The sequence below is a fragment of the Citrobacter sp. Igbk 14 genome, assembly GCF_028069825.1.
Taxonomy (GTDB): Bacteria; Pseudomonadota; Gammaproteobacteria; order Enterobacterales; family Enterobacteriaceae; genus Citrobacter.
In genome coordinates this window covers 1-15,935 of sequence record NZ_JANEWM010000078.1, presented here as the reverse complement: position 1 = coordinate 15,935, position 15,935 = coordinate 1, and the positions used below count along the sequence as shown (strand labels likewise).

Sequence of the window (15,935 nt, the reverse complement as noted above, 5' to 3'; positions counted from 1 at the left end):
CATTTAAATATATAATTTTACATCTTGTTACATGTTTAACACTTGCTTTAAGATTTGTAATAGCTAGATTGAAATCAGTTGAAGTCCATTTGTTTTAATATTTTCACCCCTTTGGGTCGATATTTTATTTCTACGCAGCAGTGCAACATCTGTCAGTACTTCTGGTGCCTCTATTTTAGTAGAGACAGCTGTCAGGTGTGCGACTAAAAAGTGGAGTTTCATCATGTTTAATGAAGTCCATAGCATTCATGGTCATACATTATTGTTGATCACGAAACCTTCTTTGCAGGCAACTGCATTATTACAACATTTAAAACAATCACTGGCGCTAACCGGAAAACTACATAATATTCAACGTTCTCTGGATGATATTTCCTCCAGCTGCATTGTTTTACTGGATATGATGGAGGCAGATAAAAAACTGATCCATTACTGGCAAGATAATTTGAGCAGAAAAAACAACAATATAAAGACGTTATTGTTGAACACTCCTGATGACTACCCTTATCGGGATATCGAAAACTGGCCACATATCAATGGCGTGTTTTACGCAACTGAAGACGAACAGCGTGTCGTTAGCGGCTTGCAGGGTGTCTTACGCGGTGAATGTTACTTCACGCAAAAGCTTGCCAGTTATCTGATCACGCATTCTGGAAATTATCGTTATAACAGCACGGAGTCGGCGTTACTGACACACCGTGAAAAAGAAATACTTAATAAATTGCGTATCGGCGCCTCAAATATTGAAATCGCTCGCTCACTATTTATCAGTGAAAATACGGTAAAAACACATCTTTATAATCTTTTCAAAAAGATAGCTGTTAAAAATCGTACGCAGGCGGTCTCATGGGCCAATGATAACCTCAGGCGATAAAGCCATGAAACGCTATCTGACCTGGATTGTGGCAGCAAATTTATTCTTTGCTGTCGGGAATCTGCACGCGGCTACCAGCGTAGAGGTGGAGGTTCCCGGACTGTTAACTGATCACACTGTCTCTTCAATCGGGCATGATTTTTATCGTGCATTTAGTGACAAGTGGGAAAGTGAGTACACAGGAAATTTAACTATCAATGAAAGACCCAGTGCGCGTTGGGGAAGTTGGATCACCATAACGGTCAATCAGGACGTTATCTTCCAGACTTTTTTATTCCCCACGAAAAGAGACTTCGACAAAATTGTCGTCTTCGCATTGGCACAAACTGAGGAAGCATTAAATCGCCGGCAAATAGATCAAACACTATTAAGCACGAGCGATTTAGCGCGCGATGAATTCTAAAACATGATTTTGTCCGGAGGCTTTCATGCGTGTCAAACATGCAGTGGTTTTGCTCATGCTAATTTCACCATTAAGTTGGGCCGGAAACATGACGTTCCAGTTCCGAAACCCAAACTTTGGTGGCAACCCGAATAACGGGGCTTTTTTGTTGAACAGCGCTCAGGCGCAGAACTCCTATAAAGATCCGAGCTATAGCGATTACGGAATTGAAACCCCGTCAGCGCTGGATAACTTTACTCAGGCGATTCAGTCACAAATTCTCGGCGGCCTGCTCACCAACATTAATACCGGTAAGCCGGGAAGAATGGTGACCAATGATTTTATCATTGATATCGCTAACCGTGACGGGCAGCTGCAATTGAATGTTACCGACAGGAAATCGGGAAAAACATCGACGATCGAAGTGTCGGGTTTACAAACACAGTCAACCGATTTCTAAGCCATAGCCACGAAAGGAAAAAATCATGCAGCGCTTACTTATAATGGTTGCAGTATTTTTACTCAGCGGATGCTTAACGTCCCCACCGCAAGAAGCCGCTAAACCGACATTAATGCCTCGCGCCCAAAGTTACAAAGACTTGACGCATCTCCCGATGCCTACGGGTAAAATCTTTGTATCGGTTTACAATATCCAGGATGAAACGGGTCAGTTTAAACCTTATCCGGCAAGTAACTTCTCCACTGCCGTACCGCAAAGTGCCACGGCAATGCTGGTTACCGCACTGAAAGATTCGCGTTGGTTCATCCCGCTGGAGCGTCAGGGATTACAGAACTTACTGAACGAACGGAAAATCATCCGTGCGGCACAGGAAAACGGCACGGTTGCCATTAACAACCGAATTCCGCTGCAATCATTAACCGCGGCTAACGTAATGGTTGAAGGTTCAATCATCGGCTATGAAAGCAACGTTAAATCAGGTGGTGTCGGCGCGCGTTATTTCGGTATTGGTGCAGATACGCAATACCAACTCGATCAGATTGCGGTAAACCTGCGTGTGGTTAACGTCAGTACCGGTGAGATCCTTTCTTCGGTAAACACCAGTAAAACCATCCTGTCTTATGAAGTGCAGGCAGGGGTATTCCGTTTCATTGACTACCAACGGCTTCTGGAAGGGGAAATTGGTTATACCTCTAACGAACCGGTCATGCTTTGCCTGATGTCAGCCATTGAAACTGGCGTTATCTTCCTGATAAATGACGGTATCGATCGCGGCTTGTGGGATTTGCAGGATAAGAAACAAGTTGATAACGACATTCTGGTCAAATACCGCCATATGTCGGTACCTCCAGAGTCCTGATAATAAACAGAGAAAAAAGCGTGAGGGAAGCCTCACGCTTTTTTTTATTTACTGGTCAGTGTGGATGAAGTCGGATTTTCGCGACGTGATGCCAGCCACAGACCGCTGTTTTTCATCGCATAGCCAAACACCAATCCCAGCCCCAGAGAAGGCAGAACCAACTGCCAGTCTCCCTGCCCTGCAAATGTTGCACATGCCCCCATAAACGTGCCCGGGACAAATGAAAGCAACCATTGCTTTGCCTGGATACACATCATAAATGCGACAATTCCCGTTATGACATAACCAAGGATGTCCATATGCGGAGCAAGTGCACTACCATTAATAATCACCAACGCCCACACCACGCCGCTTAGCAGCGTACACGCCGAGATCCACAGCCCTTTCAGTCCACCTTGCGGGCAGGCAAAATAAGCCGTACAGCCCAGGAAGCCAGCCCAACTGAGTAAACCAAGAGAAACGGCCACCCATCCCCAGAGTCCGGAGAGAATGCCCGTTGTGATTGCAATAGAGAGAAGTATGTTCATGCCGCGCATCTTAGCAGAAAAACGGCATAGTAATGAGATCGTGCACACAATTTATGCAAGATGATAAATTGCGTTGCAGTATATAGTGATATAAATCACATTTATTCGTCGGTATCTTCCTGCAATTCGTCCCACATTGCGCTAATGGCATCGCGCGTCAGCGGTGCCATAGTTCGCCAGAAAGCGGTATTCGCATGCGCCTCAACTTTACCAAGGAACGTGTCGCACCAGGGAAGCAGGTAGTCAACAAACAAGGTTTCCAGTGCTTCACTCTCATCTTCTGCGGACTGGTCTTCAAGCCAGGATGCCGCCAGCAACAAGGTACCAATATGATCGGCTGGTGTATCCGCCAGCGGCATTCCACGTGCTGAAAGGAATGCACGAACATCTGCTTCCTTCGCCCCTTCTACCCAGGCGCTACGATAAGGCGGCACGGAACACTCTTTCCCGACAAACAGCGCGTTGTAATCTGCAGCAAGCTGGGGCATATCACAGCTTTTCTGCAAACGGGCCAACAGCTCATCCTGTTCCAGTGGCCAGTTAGCAGACAGTTTACCTTCGCTAATCAGGGTAAACAGGGGAACCAGTAAAGGGTCCTGCGGTTGGCGGTAAAACAGCGAGCCCAGTACACGGCACAGGATAGAAAACTCGTTCATTGATATATTCCAGTTAGTAACAATTAAAGTTCAGCAAATTCCGCGATAGGCTCCATGCCCCGCGATTCCAGAAACGTCAGCAAGCGTTTTGGTGAAACGTTCAGAATTCGGTCTTCCGGGAAGCCCACATCATCCAGAATCTTACGGCATTCACCGAACTCTCCCAACGTAAATGCGGTATGGGAATCTGAACCCAGGGCAACCCAGCCACCAGCGTCACGTACTGCAGCAGCGACAGCGCGACAGTTATCTTCACTGCCCTTACGCGAATGCAAAAATGAGGAATTATTGATTTCCAGTGCAACCTGATATTTTGCCGCCGCCTGTGCAATTGCGGTGAAATCGACGGGATATTTGGGATTTCCTGGGTGGCTGATAATATGCACATTGCCACTTGCCATCGTGGCGATCATCGCCTGAGTATTGGTTTCTTTATCGTGAGGGGCAAAAACCGGCTCATGGAAGCCCGCAATAATCAAATCAAGTGAGTCAAACATCGGCCCTGAACAGTCGATCTCACCTTCAATATTCTTAATGTTTGCTTCTATCCCGCGCAGGATCCCCACGCCGTTCGCCACGCGCGGCCAAATACGCATGTTAATAAAATGCCAGTGGTGTGGCGCATCCGCCATGTCAGGTCCATGATCGGTGATGGCAAACAGTTTGATACCTTTGCGATGGGCTTCAGCGATATAATCACTCAAAGTGCTGTAAGCGTGGGTGCTGGCAACGGTATGCATATGCAGGTCAACGGGATACATAACTCTCTCCTGTAGTCGTTTTCCGTCAAGGATAGCAGGTATCGCCGCCTTTAATACCCTAAATAATTCGGGGTGTATTGAGTCGAAACCCGGCGCGGGCCGGGTTGATATTGATATCAATAGCCCCGAACGCGATCGACCTGACCGGTAACCGCTTTTCCACTTTCCAGGTTCAGGATGGTACGAGAGATATAATCCACCGCTTCCGCCGGGCGCGTTACCGCTGCAATGTGCGGCGTCATAGCCACACGCGGGTGTTTCCACAATGGGCTGTCTTCCGGTAGCGGTTCTCGGCTATAAACATCCAGCATCGCACCTTTCAGTTTTCCGCTATTCAACGATGCCAGAAGATCGTCTTCATTGAGATGAACGCCACGCGCCAGGTTAAGCACATAGGCGCCATCCTGTAATTGATTCAACAGCCCGGCATTAATAATGCCCACCGTTTCTGCCGTATTGGGCAGAAGATTAATCAGCACACGCGTCTGGCTTAAAAACGCACTCAACTCTTCGGTGCCTGCAAAACTTTCCACACCAGGCCAGGATTTATGAGTACGGCTCCAACAGCGTAACGGGAAGCCCCATGCCTGCAGACTCTCTGCCACTTTAGCCCCTAATACACCAGCCCCCATGATTCCGATGGTAAATTCATCACGGGTAAACTCTTGCAACGGCTGCCACTTCGCCTGGGTTTTTAATGCCTGATAGTCATCAAAGCGGCGGAACCAGTGCAACACCTGACTCACCGCATACTCCTGCATTTGCAGACCCATACCGGTATCTTCCAGACGGAAAAGTGGAATCGAGGTATCCAGCATCTCCGGGTGTGCTTTTAGCTTACTGAGGATGGAGTCCACTCCGGCTCCCAATGCAAAGACGGCTTTCAATTTTCGTCCTGCCAGCATTTCAACCGGCGGATGCCAGACCAGCGCATAGTCGGCATGGGCGTTATCACCCGCTTTCCACTCGCGAACGTTAGCGCCAGGGATGGCTTTCGCCAGCGCCTTTAACCACCAGGCCGTATCAAATGTAGGGTGATAGAAAATTATTTCCATACTGTCTCCTGAATATTGTTATGCGGAACGTTCTCGCACTTATTATCATCATTTTCCGAGGGAATATCAGATTAGCAAATTTTAGGATGCTGGCAAAAAAAACAATTCCCGCTCATTTAAGCCCCATGTTGCTTGAAGTTTGTGTAAATGCACGTTTTTTTGAAAAAGTAGATTGACGCCGGGGCGGTATTTCCCCTACATTAGCGCCCGTTCCAGCAGTACAGGAACAACAATATGGTGAGGTGTCCGAGTGGCTGAAGGAGCACGCCTGGAAAGTGTGTATACGGCAACGTATCGGGGGTTCGAATCCCCCCCTCACCGCCATATTCAAGAAAGAGCTCGTACGCAAGTACGGGCTTTTTTTTCGCATGTTGCACATCTGCGGGGGGGATGAGAAACCCCCGACCGGGGTTCGACTACTGGCGCAGCCAGTTGGACAGACCGGGAGCGCAGCGAACGGGCTGCCCCAAAGGGGCGAGCGAAGCGAGTCAATCCCCCCCTCACCGCCATATTCAAGAAAGAGCTCGTACGCAAGTACGGGCTTTTTTTTCGCATGTTGCACATCTGCGGGGGGGATGAGAAACCCCCGACCGGGGTTCGACTACTGGCGCAGCCAGTTGGACAGACCGGGAGCGCAGCGAACGGGCTGCCCCAAAGGGGCGAGCGAAGCGAGTCAATCCCCCCCTCACCGCCATATTCGAGAAAGAGCTCGTACGCAAGTACGGGCTTTTTTTTCGCATATTGCACATCTGCGGGGGGATGAGAAACCCCCGACCGGGGTTCGACTGCTGGCGTTGCCAGCTGGACAGACCGAGAGCATCGCGAACGGGCTGCCCCGTAGGGGCGAGCAAAGCGAGTCAACCCCCCCATATCTCCCTCAGAACCCGTCTATGGGTCTTCGCTTTCAGTCAGTTCCTACGCCATAAGCGCATTCCTGACATACACTAGTTAAAACGATAAAAGTGAGGTAACAGGATGATAGCATTCCCGGCCAGCTTACTGATCCTGAATGGGAAAAGTGCTGATAACCTTCCCCTGCGTGACGCTATTGCTCAACTGCGCAACGAAAGTGTCGAAATCCATGTTCGCGTGACCTGGGAAAAAGGTGACGCGCAACGTTACGTTGATGAAGCGCTCCGATTGGGCGTGGCAACGGTGATTGCCGGCGGTGGTGACGGTACCATCAACGAAGTATCCACAGCGCTGATCCACTGCCAGGGGGAGAATGTTCCCGCACTCGGGATTTTGCCATTGGGAACGGCAAATGATTTTGCTACCAGCGTTGGCATTCCTGAAGCGCTGGACAAGGCATTAAAGCTGGCTATTGCCGGGAACTCGGTAGAGATTGATATGGCGCAGGTCAACGATAAAACCTGCTTTATCAATATGGCGACCGGAGGGTTCGGTACGCGGATCACCAGCGAAACACCGGAGAAACTCAAAGCCGCCCTGGGCGGTGTGTCGTACTTTATTCACGGGTTAATGCGCATGGATACGCTGAAGCCAGACAGTTGCGACATTCGCGGCGAAAACTTTCACTGGCAGGGGGATGCGCTGGTGATTGGTATTGGCAACGGGCGTCAGGCCGGTGGCGGACAGCAACTTTGCCCAACCGCGCTCATTAACGACGGTCTGCTGCAACTGCGAATCTTTACCGGTGAGGAGCTGATTCCGGCACTGCTATCGGCGATAACTCAGTCCGAAGACAATCCGAATATCATCGATGGCGCATCATCATGGTTTGATATCCGTGCGCCACATGAAATTACCTTCAATCTGGATGGTGAACCGCTCAGCGGGCAAGAGTTTCATGTTGAAATCCTGCCCGCAGCCCTGCGTTGCAGGCTACCGCCGGGTTGCCCATTATTGCGCTAATCCGACGGTACTCTACTGACATCAGGCAATCGTGACTTTGTTATCCAGATAAACATCCTGCACGGCGTTAATCAGCTTCACGCCGTCAGCCATGGTTTTCTTGAACGCTTTACGTCCAAGAATTAACCCCATACCACCGGCTCGTTTATTAATCACCGCTGTACGCACCGCATCGCTGAGATCGGTTTCTCCACCAGCCGCACCCCCGGAGTTAATGAGTCCGGCGCGTCCCATATAGCAGTTCGCCAGTTGATAACGCACCAGATCAATCGGGTTATCACTGGTCAGCTTGCTATAGACACGATCATCGGTGTAGCCGAAGTTAACCGCTTTATACCCGCCGTTATTCTCTGCCATTTTCTGTTTAACGATATCCGCGCCGATAGTCGCCGCCAGATGGTTTGCCTGCCCGGTCAAATCAGCCGAAACATGATAATCCACACCGTCTTTCTTAAACGCAGAGTTGCGCAAATAGGCCCACAGGACCGTCACCATGCCCAACTCATGGGCACGTTCAAAGGCCGCAGAAATCTCTTCAATCTGGCGGCGCGACTCCTCTGAACCGAAATAAATGGTTGCCCCCACCGCGACCGCGCCCATATTGAACGCTTGCTCCACGCTGGCATACAGGGTCTGGTCAAAGGTATTCGGGTAGCTGAGCGTTTCGTTATGGTTAATTTTCACAAGGAATGGAATGCGATGTGCATAACGACGCGAAACAGACGCCAGCACACCATAGGTTGACGCGACGCAGTTGCAGCCCGCTTCAATCGCCAGCTCAACAATATTTTTGGGATCAAAATACAGCGGGTTTGCGGCAAACGATGCCCCAGCAGAATGCTCCACCCCCTGGTCTACAGGCAGAATCGACAAATAACCGGTCCCGGCGAGCCGTCCGGTGTTATACAGCGTCTGCATATTACGCAGCACGGCGGGTGGACGGTTATTGTCAACCATCACGCGGTCGACGTAATCATGTCCTGGCAGGTAAAGTTGGTCAGAAGGAATGGTCATACAACGATGCTGTAAGAGGTTGTCGGCATCTTTGCCAAGCAACTGCGCAATATCAGTCATAGCTATGCTCCCGTAAGTTCCGATTTGATATCGGAAGTGGATTGTCCTGACCCGCCTGGTTGCGGGCAGCAATAAGTCTGGTACTGACTGCGTATTTTTTCCATCTTTAGCGCACTTTTCAGCGATTTCCGCTGGCTCGATTCAGGCATCAAAAAATGATACAGCGGTCAAATTCAGAGCATAAAGGTATTTAAAAGGTATTATCAGATGGTACTATCCAGCCGTACCTTACCTGTCATGAAGGATTTAAAGATGAAAACTACAGTTAAGCTGTCGTTCATGATGTTTGTGGAGTGGTTTATCTGGGGCGCCTGGTTTGTGCCGCTTTGGCTCTGGCTGAGTAAAAGCGGCTTTACTGCCGGTGAAATTGGCTGGTCTTATGCCTGTACCGCCATTGCCGCGATCCTCTCACCAATCTTCGTCGGTTCGATCACTGACCGCTTTTTCTCTGCGCAAAAAGTACTGGCAGTGCTAATGTTTGTCGGCGCGATTTTGATGTATTTTGCAGCGCAGCAGACGACGTTCGGCGGATTCTTTCCGCTATTGCTGGCGTATTCACTCACCTATATGCCGACGATTGCACTAACCAACAGTATCGCCTTCGCCAACGTCCCGGATGTCGAACGTGATTTTCCACGCATTCGCGTAATGGGCACGATCGGCTGGATTGCATCCGGCCTGGCTTGTGGCTTCTTACCGCAAATGCTCGGCTATAACGACATTTCACCGACCAACATTCCGCTGCTCATTACAGCCGCAAGTTCCGCATTACTGGGCATCTTTGCTTTCTTTTTACCAGATACGCCGCCGAAAAGTACCGGCAAGATGGATTTCAAAGTCATGCTGGGTCTGGATGCGCTGATCCTGCTGCGTGATAAGAACTTCCTGGTCTTTTTCTTCTGCTCTTTTCTGTTTGCCATGCCGCTGGCGTTCTATTACATCTTCGCCAACGGCTACCTGACAGAAGTTGGGATGAAAAATGCGACCGGCTGGATGACGCTGGGCCAGTTCTCTGAAATTTTCTTCATGCTGGCACTGCCGTTCTTCACCAAACGCTTTGGCATTAAAAAGGTATTATTGCTTGGTCTTATCACTGCCGCGATCCGTTACGGATTTTTTGTTTACGGCGGCGCGGAAGAATATTTCACCTACGCCCTGCTATTTCTCGGCATTCTGCTACATGGCGTTAGCTACGATTTCTACTACGTTACGGCCTACATCTATGTCGATAAAAAAGCGCCTGTGCACATGCGCACCGCGGCGCAGGGGTTAATCACTCTCTGCTGTCAGGGATTCGGCAGCCTGCTCGGCTACCGCCTGGGTGGGGTGATGATGGAAAAAATGTTTGCTTATAAAGAGCCGGTTGATGGCCTCACCTTTAACTGGGCTGGCATGTGGGGATTTGGCGCGATCATGATCGCCGTTATCGCCGTGCTGTTTATGATTTTCTTTCGCGAGTCAGACAAAGAAATCACCGCCATTAAGGTGGACGACCGCGATATCGCATTGCAACAAGGGGAAGTTAAATGAAAGCAGAACGTATTCTCGGTGCTCTTTATGGACAGGCGTTAGGGGATGCGATGGGTATGCCGTCGGAACTGTGGCCAAGAACCCGCGTTAAGGCACACTTTGGTTGGATCGACCGCTTTTTACCGGGCCCTGAAGAAAATAATGCAGCATGTTACTTTAACCAAGCGGAGTTCACTGATGACACCTCCATGGCACTGTGTCTGGCTGATGCTCTGTTAGAGTGCGATGGAGAGATTGTTCCGGACGTTATTGGCCGCAATATCCTCGCCTGGGCTGAACGTTTTGATGCTTTCAATAAAAACGTGCTGGGGCCCACCTCAAAGATTGCGCTCAACGCCATCCGCGACGGTAAGTCTGTTGCTGAGCTGGAAAACAACGGTGTCACCAATGGGGCTGCTATGCGTGTGTCGCCGTTGGGATGCCTGCTACCGACAGGCAATCTTGATGCGTTTATTGACGACATCACGCTGGCCTCTAGTCCGACACATAAGTCGGATTTAGCGATTGCGGGCGCGGTGGTCATCGCCTGGGCGGTGTCTCGTGCTATCGACGGAAGAACATGGCCTGAGATTGTCGGGGCACTTCCCGCGATTGCCCTCCACGCTCAGCAAAAACGGATCACTACGTTTAGCGCATCGCTCGCCGCCCGCCTTGAACTGGCATTGAAAATCGTTCGCGAGGCCAACGGTGCGGAATCTGCCAGCGAGCAGCTGTATCAGGTGATTGGTGCCGGGACCAGCACCATCGAATCCGTGCCCTGCGCCATCGCGATGGTCGAACTGGCGCAAACCGATCCAAACCGCTGTGCCGTACTGTGTGCGAATCTCGGCGGTGACACTGACACCATCGGGGCAATGGCAACCGCTATTTGTGGTGCACTACACGGCATAAGCGCGATTAATCCGACGTTAAAACAGGAACTGGATGCGGTGAATAAGCTCGATTTCACCCGCTATGCCAGTGCGCTAGTGCGACTGCGCGAGCAACGGGAGGCGCTATGAGTGCAACGCGTCTGCAAACGCTTCTCCCACAGTTGCACAGCCAGCGACCGGTAACGGTAGTCGGTGCGGCGGTTATTGATGTGATTGCCGATGCGTATGCTCTTCCCTGGCGCGGCTGTGATATTGAGCTTAAGCAACAGGGCGTGAACGTGGGCGGTTGTGCGCTCAACATTGCCGTCGCTCTGAAGCGTCTGGGCATTGAGGCCAGTAATGCTTTACCGCTGGGTCAGGGCGTGTGGGCCGATATTATCCGCAACCGTATGGCGAAAGAAGGATTGCACAGCCTGATCGACAATGCCGAAGGCGATAACGGCTGGTGTCTGGCATTGGTAGAGCCGGACGGTGAACGCACATTTATGTCCTTTAGTGGCGTCGAAAATCAGTGGAATGCTGACTGGCTGGCACAGCTGAATATCCCGCACGAGAGTTACGTCTACCTTTCCGGCTATCAGTTGGCCTCACCCTGTGGTGAATTGCTGGTACGGTGGCTGGAGAGTCTTACGACGGCTACACCATTCATCGACTTTGGTCCGCGAATTGGTGATATTCCCGATGCTCTGATGGCGCGGATCATGGCCTGCCGCCCGCTGGTGTCACTGAATCGTCAGGAGGCGGAAATTGCCGCCGAGCGGTTTGCATTGAGCCATGATGTAGAAGGTTTTGGCGCAGAATGGGTACAACGCTTCGCCGCGCCGGTAGTGGTACGTCACGATAAAGATGGGGCATGGTATTTTACTGAGCACACATCCGGTTGCGTGCCCGCCTTTCCGACCACAGTCGTTGATACCATCGGTGCGGGAGACAGTCACGCAGGCGGTATGCTGGCCGGGCTGGCATCGGGCTGGTCGCTGGGCGATGCCGTCCTGCTTGGGAATGCGGTAGCATCCTGGGTGGTGGGTCACCGCGGCGGCGACTGCGCCCCCTCACGCGAGGCGTTACTCCTCGCACACAAAGACGTATAGGTCGCTTCGACAGTAACTGATACTGTATTCAATAGGCCGTTGCTGCTGATCAAGCGCTACCTGCTTGATCACCAGTACCGGCACTTTGCTGTCCATCTGGATATGTGACTGGAACTCTGCGTCCGGCATCCGCGCACTGACGCGTGAGCGTGTACGCTGTGGAAAGATATGCTGGCTGCGGAAATAGTCGTACAGTGAAACGCCAATGGCATCCACGTCATGGATAAGATGGGCGGGTACCCATGATTCTTCAATAGACACAGCATCTTCATCAACATAGCGAATGCGCTTAAGCAGGAAGACCTCGCTGCCGACAGCAATAGCTAACTGCTGAGCCACTTCGTCCGGGCAGGGCACCACGCGTTTATTCACCCACAGCGTATCCGGCTTTTTACCGCGCAACACCACCTGTTGTGAAAAACCGCGCGCTTCTTTGAGCGAATACTCGAAGATGTTATTGATTTGCGTTCCGTAACCGCGGGCACGTGTTACTACACCTTCTTCTTCCAGAGCCTGCATCGCCTTGCGTACCGTAATGCGTGAAACGCCGGTCAACTGGCTGAGGTCGCGCTCGCCAGGCAGGATATTACCATGCTCCAGGATCCCACTGCGCACAGCGTTCTTAACCGTTTGAGCGAATTTCATATACAGCGGCGTGTTATCCGCCGCTGAAATACGTTCATTCAGTTGCGCGATAAGCTGGGTATGCGCTTGTTCCATTTATCTTTTTCCTGGCAGCCGTTTCTGTAGCCAGTATACCATTTCTGCTCATCACCACCACGCGTGGAAATGATGCACCGGACCAATGCCCTCGCCCACTTCAAGCGTATCCGCCTGCGCCAGCGCCGCAGAGAGCCACAACTTAGCTTCCTGTACCGTATCAGCCCAGTTAACATGACGTGGACGCAGTGCCGCCAGTGCCGCCGACAGCGTACAACCTGTTCCGTGCGTATTTTTGGTCACCACCCTTGGCGCGGTGAAACGCTGTTCGCCATCACGGGTAAAGAGCCAGTCAGGGCTTTGCGCATCATCCAGATGCCCCCCTTTCATTAATACCGCCTCACAGCCCAGCGCACGCAGCGCACGCCCCTGTTCTAACATTTCCTGCTCCGTTCGGGCATGCGATGCACCGAGCAACGCCGCCGCCTCCGGCAGATTAGGGGTAATAATCGACACTTGCGGTAACAGACGGGTACGCAGCGTTTCAACCGCAGAGGAAGACAACAGCGGATCGCCGCTTTTTGCCAGCATTACCGTATCCAGTACGACGTTTTGTACCCGGTGACGCTGTAAACGTTCGGCAACGGCTTCGACAATATCGGTTTCTGCCAGCATGCCGATTTTGGTGGTATCGATGCGCACATCGCTGAGTACCGAGTCCAGTTGCGCCGCCACAAAATCGGGTTCAATCCGGTATACCGACTGTACTCCGCGCGTATTTTGCGCCACCAGTGCCGTGATGACTGAACAACCATAAGTGCCGAGTGCCGAAAATGTTTTTAAGTCGGCGTGAATTCCTGCGCCACCGCTCGGATCGGTTCCGGCAATGGTTAAGGCGTTAATCCGTTTCATGCGTGCTCCTGGGGGTTCAGATTATAGAGGGCGTCGAGAAATGCCGGGACAAAACTGCCCGGTCCGGTCGATTGTTGCGTGGCAATTTGTCCGGCCTGTTTCATCCAGCTACAGGCGGAAGCGACGTTATCAAGCCGGTCACCGGGCAGTGCGCAACTGGCGGCGACTACCGCTGACAGTGCGCATCCGGTGCCCACTACCCGTGTCATCAGCGGATCGCCACCATGAATACCCACCGTCCGCTGACCATCAGTGACATAATCCACTTCCCCGGTAACCGCGACGATGGCTCCGACCTGACGAGCCAGCGCCTTCGCTGCGGGAAGCGCAGCCAATGCGGTGTCGGTGGTATCCACCCCACGCCCACCGGCATTCATCCCAGCCAGGGCGAGTATTTCTGACGCGTTGCCACGAATCGCAGCCGGGCGCAGCGCAAGTATGTCCAGACAAAAGCGACGACGAAAATCCAGTGCGCCAACGGCAACAGGATCCAGCGTCCAGGGGGTTTTCGCCTGCTGCGCCTGCTCAACGGCGGCACGCATTGCCGTTGCTCGCGCCTGAGTCAGTGTCCCAACATTAATGAGTAGCGCCTGGGCAATAACTGCAAACTGGCTGGCTTCCTCAGGTTCAATCACCATCGCAGGGGATGCCCCTAAAGCCAGTAGCGTATTGGCGGTAAAACTCTGCACAACGTCATTAGTCATACAGTGTGTCAGTGGGGAAAGCGTTCTAAATTGGTGCAAAGTGTGAGCCGCGAGCGCGCGGCTGTGCAGGTCAGGCTGCATGGTTCAGCTCCTGCCCGCGCGAAGAAGGGACACGGGCAGTGTCAGACTTCCCTACGCTGGCATTATCCAGATCAGGTGGTACGGGTATTTCTCAGCCTTCACCAGAAGGGCACCCCGAGTCGTTGAAACACAAATATGATATTCAGGTTTCGGCAACAGGATACTGCCTGCGATTAACGATGTAAATTGGTGCCGAACAGGCTTTGGCGGTGAAACCGCTGGGTCACGGTTGCCGGATTTCTGCACTTTCATTTACACTTTTTACGAAATGACTGGAGTAATCACAAAATAGTGCTTGTCAGATGTCCTGTTAGCCAGGAATCATACAGGGCTAATTTTGATGACCCGAACAGGTAGAGAGGATGGGTATGAAGAAGAAAATGTTGCTGGGTGCACTACTGCTCGCAAGCAGTGCGGTCTGGGCCGCGCCGGCTGCAACCGCAGCTCCCACAGGTATTGATAAATATGAGTTGAGCAGTTTCATTGCCGACTTTACCCATTTCAAGCCCGGTGACAAGGTTCCACCACTGTATCTCACCGAAGAATACACCATTAAGCAGTGGAATCTGCGCAACCTGCCCGCACCGACGGCAGGCACCCACTGGACCTACATGGGCGGCGCGTATGTACTGGTCAATGATGCCGATGCTAAGATCATTAAGGCCTACGACGGCGAGATTTTTTATCACCGGTAAAAAATACGCACCCTATATAAAGGGTGCGTCAATTAAATATCACTGGTATTCCGTAACAACTTTAACTCTACTTTGTACTTTACCTGGCCGAATATTTTGTCCATATGCAACATATCTACCATATAGATTTAAGTCAACACGTTGTTCTTCTGGAGTGATATCTTTAAAATTCAAAAGATCATAGCTGGAACTATTCCCTGCACTAAAACTAATTGCTTGACTTCCATTTAGTGAGATTTCAAACCCAACATCCCCAGCACCTCCATATTGATTTTCATATTCATTTTTGAGGATATTACCTTGAATATTCTCCGACTCAAAATGATACTTAAAAGAATAAGAGGACAATCCTTTATTGCAAATAAAAAATACGTTACCAGATGTAGGTTCAAGCTTTAGATATCTGGAAGCATTATTCTTCAGATCTGATGTCGTAATTGCCGGGGCAGTAAGTACGCCATCATTAAATCTACAAGTTTTTATCATTTTCTTGATTTGTGGGATATAAGTCACGCGATAATAATGATTTCTATTATCGCGTTCATCCAAACATCCTAAAGAAATACATTTCTCAGGAATAAAATCCATCTGGATACCTTCACCTATATTTTTTGCATTTTCACTTATCCCAGTAGCTTTTGAGACAACATCAAAGGTTAATGTAATCACTGCATTATTTATTTTCCCTATATCCATCTTTGTAAAAGTGTCTGTTCTCTCATACGAGATAAGTGTAGGGTCAGCAGAAAATGTAGCTCTCAAATATATGTCACCACCATCAGCATGGTATACATAATAGGCTTGACTGGGATAATTTATTTTAAATGTGGTATCAGACCCCATGTTAAATAAATTTCTACACATAGG

Annotated in this window: 18 protein-coding genes, 1 tRNA gene and 1 riboswitch; of the genes, 10 read left to right on the top strand and 9 right to left on the bottom strand. The window is 50.7% G+C overall.

Annotation, left to right across the window (positions count from 1 at the left end):
* Window positions 1-223 precede the first annotated feature (223 nt).
* From csgD to csgG, 4 genes are read left to right on the top strand one after another with little or no spacing between them, the layout of a single operon-like run.
* A complete protein-coding gene (gene csgD / locus NNN64_RS20825; protein WP_005129125.1) occupies window positions 224-874 on the top strand; it encodes a biofilm master transcriptional regulator CsgD in 651 nt (216 codons plus the stop codon).
* A 4-nt stretch (window positions 875-878) separates the two neighbouring features.
* The gene (csgE, locus tag NNN64_RS20820; protein ID WP_271442620.1) at window positions 879-1,277 is read left to right on the top strand and encodes a curli production assembly/transport protein CsgE; all 399 of its coding nucleotides are present in this window, start codon (window positions 879-881) and stop codon (window positions 1,275-1,277) included.
* 25 nt (window positions 1,278-1,302) lie between these two features.
* Window positions 1,303-1,716, top strand: coding sequence for a curli production assembly/transport protein CsgF (gene csgF / locus NNN64_RS20815; protein WP_005129126.1), 414 nt, complete (start codon window positions 1,303-1,305; stop codon window positions 1,714-1,716).
* Window positions 1,717-1,741: 25 nt separating this feature from the next.
* Entirely contained in the window at window positions 1,742-2,575 is an 834-nt protein-coding gene (gene csgG / locus NNN64_RS20810; protein ID WP_005129128.1) for a curli production assembly/transport protein CsgG, read from the top strand.
* 44 nt (window positions 2,576-2,619) lie between these two features.
* Here csgG and NNN64_RS20805 read toward each other — a convergent pair whose 3' ends face one another.
* From NNN64_RS20805 to ghrA, 4 genes are all read right to left on the bottom strand, one after another.
* Entirely contained in the window at window positions 2,620-3,102 is a 483-nt protein-coding gene (locus NNN64_RS20805; protein WP_271442619.1) for a DUF1097 domain-containing protein, read from the bottom strand.
* 101 nt (window positions 3,103-3,203) lie between these two features.
* Window positions 3,204-3,758, bottom strand: a complete 555-nt coding sequence (locus NNN64_RS20800) for a TorD/DmsD family molecular chaperone (protein WP_005129133.1) — start codon at window positions 3,756-3,758, stop codon at window positions 3,204-3,206.
* A 23-nt stretch (window positions 3,759-3,781) separates the two neighbouring features.
* On the bottom strand, window positions 3,782-4,519 hold the full coding sequence (locus NNN64_RS20795) for a phosphatase (RefSeq protein WP_271442618.1): 738 nt from the start codon (window positions 4,517-4,519) through the stop codon (window positions 3,782-3,784).
* A gap of 116 nt (window positions 4,520-4,635) precedes the next feature.
* On the bottom strand, window positions 4,636-5,574 hold the full coding sequence (gene ghrA / locus NNN64_RS20790; protein ID WP_271442617.1) for a glyoxylate/hydroxypyruvate reductase GhrA: 939 nt from the start codon (window positions 5,572-5,574) through the stop codon (window positions 4,636-4,638).
* Window positions 5,575-5,810: 236 nt separating this feature from the next.
* On the opposite strand from ghrA, the gene NNN64_RS20785 reads away from it, so the two are divergent.
* Window positions 5,811-5,898 (top strand) — tRNA-Ser (locus tag NNN64_RS20785).
* A gap of 651 nt (window positions 5,899-6,549) precedes the next feature.
* On the top strand, window positions 6,550-7,449 hold the full coding sequence (yegS, locus tag NNN64_RS20780) for a lipid kinase YegS (protein WP_271442616.1): 900 nt from the start codon (window positions 6,550-6,552) through the stop codon (window positions 7,447-7,449).
* 21 nt (window positions 7,450-7,470) lie between these two features.
* Here the strand turns inward: yegS and fbaB are convergent, their stop codons facing one another.
* Complete coding sequence (fbaB, locus tag NNN64_RS20775; protein WP_005129139.1) at window positions 7,471-8,523, bottom strand: class I fructose-bisphosphate aldolase; 1,053 nt, start codon at window positions 8,521-8,523, stop codon at window positions 7,471-7,473.
* 252 nt (window positions 8,524-8,775) lie between these two features.
* Here fbaB and NNN64_RS20770 point away from each other — a divergent pair, with 252 nt between their 5' ends.
* The 3 genes from NNN64_RS20770 to NNN64_RS20760 are packed head-to-tail and all read left to right on the top strand — an operon-like array spanning window position 8,776 to window position 12,016.
* On the top strand, window positions 8,776-10,053 hold the full coding sequence (locus NNN64_RS20770; RefSeq protein WP_271442615.1) for a nucleoside permease: 1,278 nt from the start codon (window positions 8,776-8,778) through the stop codon (window positions 10,051-10,053).
* Window positions 10,050-11,054, top strand: a complete 1,005-nt coding sequence (locus tag NNN64_RS20765; RefSeq protein WP_271442614.1) for an ADP-ribosylglycohydrolase family protein — start codon at window positions 10,050-10,052, stop codon at window positions 11,052-11,054. The genes NNN64_RS20770 and NNN64_RS20765 overlap by 4 nt, the downstream gene beginning before the upstream one ends.
* Complete coding sequence (locus tag NNN64_RS20760) at window positions 11,051-12,016, top strand: PfkB family carbohydrate kinase (RefSeq protein ID WP_271442613.1); 966 nt, start codon at window positions 11,051-11,053, stop codon at window positions 12,014-12,016. Before NNN64_RS20765 ends, NNN64_RS20760 begins: the two co-directional genes overlap by 4 nt.
* Here the strand turns inward: NNN64_RS20760 and NNN64_RS20755 are convergent.
* The 3 genes from NNN64_RS20755 to thiM are packed head-to-tail and all read right to left on the bottom strand — an operon-like array spanning window position 11,990 to window position 14,373.
* Complete coding sequence (locus NNN64_RS20755; protein ID WP_271442612.1) at window positions 11,990-12,736, bottom strand: GntR family transcriptional regulator; 747 nt, start codon at window positions 12,734-12,736, stop codon at window positions 11,990-11,992. The genes NNN64_RS20760 and NNN64_RS20755 overlap by 27 nt on opposite strands.
* 51 nt (window positions 12,737-12,787) lie before the next feature.
* Window positions 12,788-13,588: a bifunctional hydroxymethylpyrimidine kinase/phosphomethylpyrimidine kinase gene (gene thiD, locus NNN64_RS20750; protein WP_271442611.1), complete on the bottom strand. Its 801-nt coding sequence runs from the start codon at window positions 13,586-13,588 to the stop codon at window positions 12,788-12,790.
* Window positions 13,585-14,373 (bottom strand): hydroxyethylthiazole kinase, encoded by a 789-nt coding sequence (gene thiM / locus NNN64_RS20745; protein WP_271442610.1) that lies wholly within the window; start codon window positions 14,371-14,373, stop codon window positions 13,585-13,587. Before thiM ends, thiD begins: the two co-directional genes overlap by 4 nt.
* Window positions 14,374-14,404: 31 nt before the next feature.
* Window positions 14,405-14,500, bottom strand: a riboswitch (TPP riboswitch).
* A gap of 235 nt (window positions 14,501-14,735) precedes the next feature.
* Here thiM and NNN64_RS20740 point away from each other — a divergent pair.
* The gene (locus tag NNN64_RS20740) at window positions 14,736-15,068 is read left to right on the top strand and encodes an RcnB family protein (RefSeq protein WP_137382311.1); all 333 of its coding nucleotides are present in this window, start codon (window positions 14,736-14,738) and stop codon (window positions 15,066-15,068) included.
* A gap of 39 nt (window positions 15,069-15,107) precedes the next feature.
* Here the strand turns inward: NNN64_RS20740 and NNN64_RS20735 are convergent.
* On the bottom strand, window positions 15,108-15,935 hold an 828-nt coding region (locus NNN64_RS20735; RefSeq protein ID WP_271442609.1), incomplete at its 5' end, for a fimbrial protein.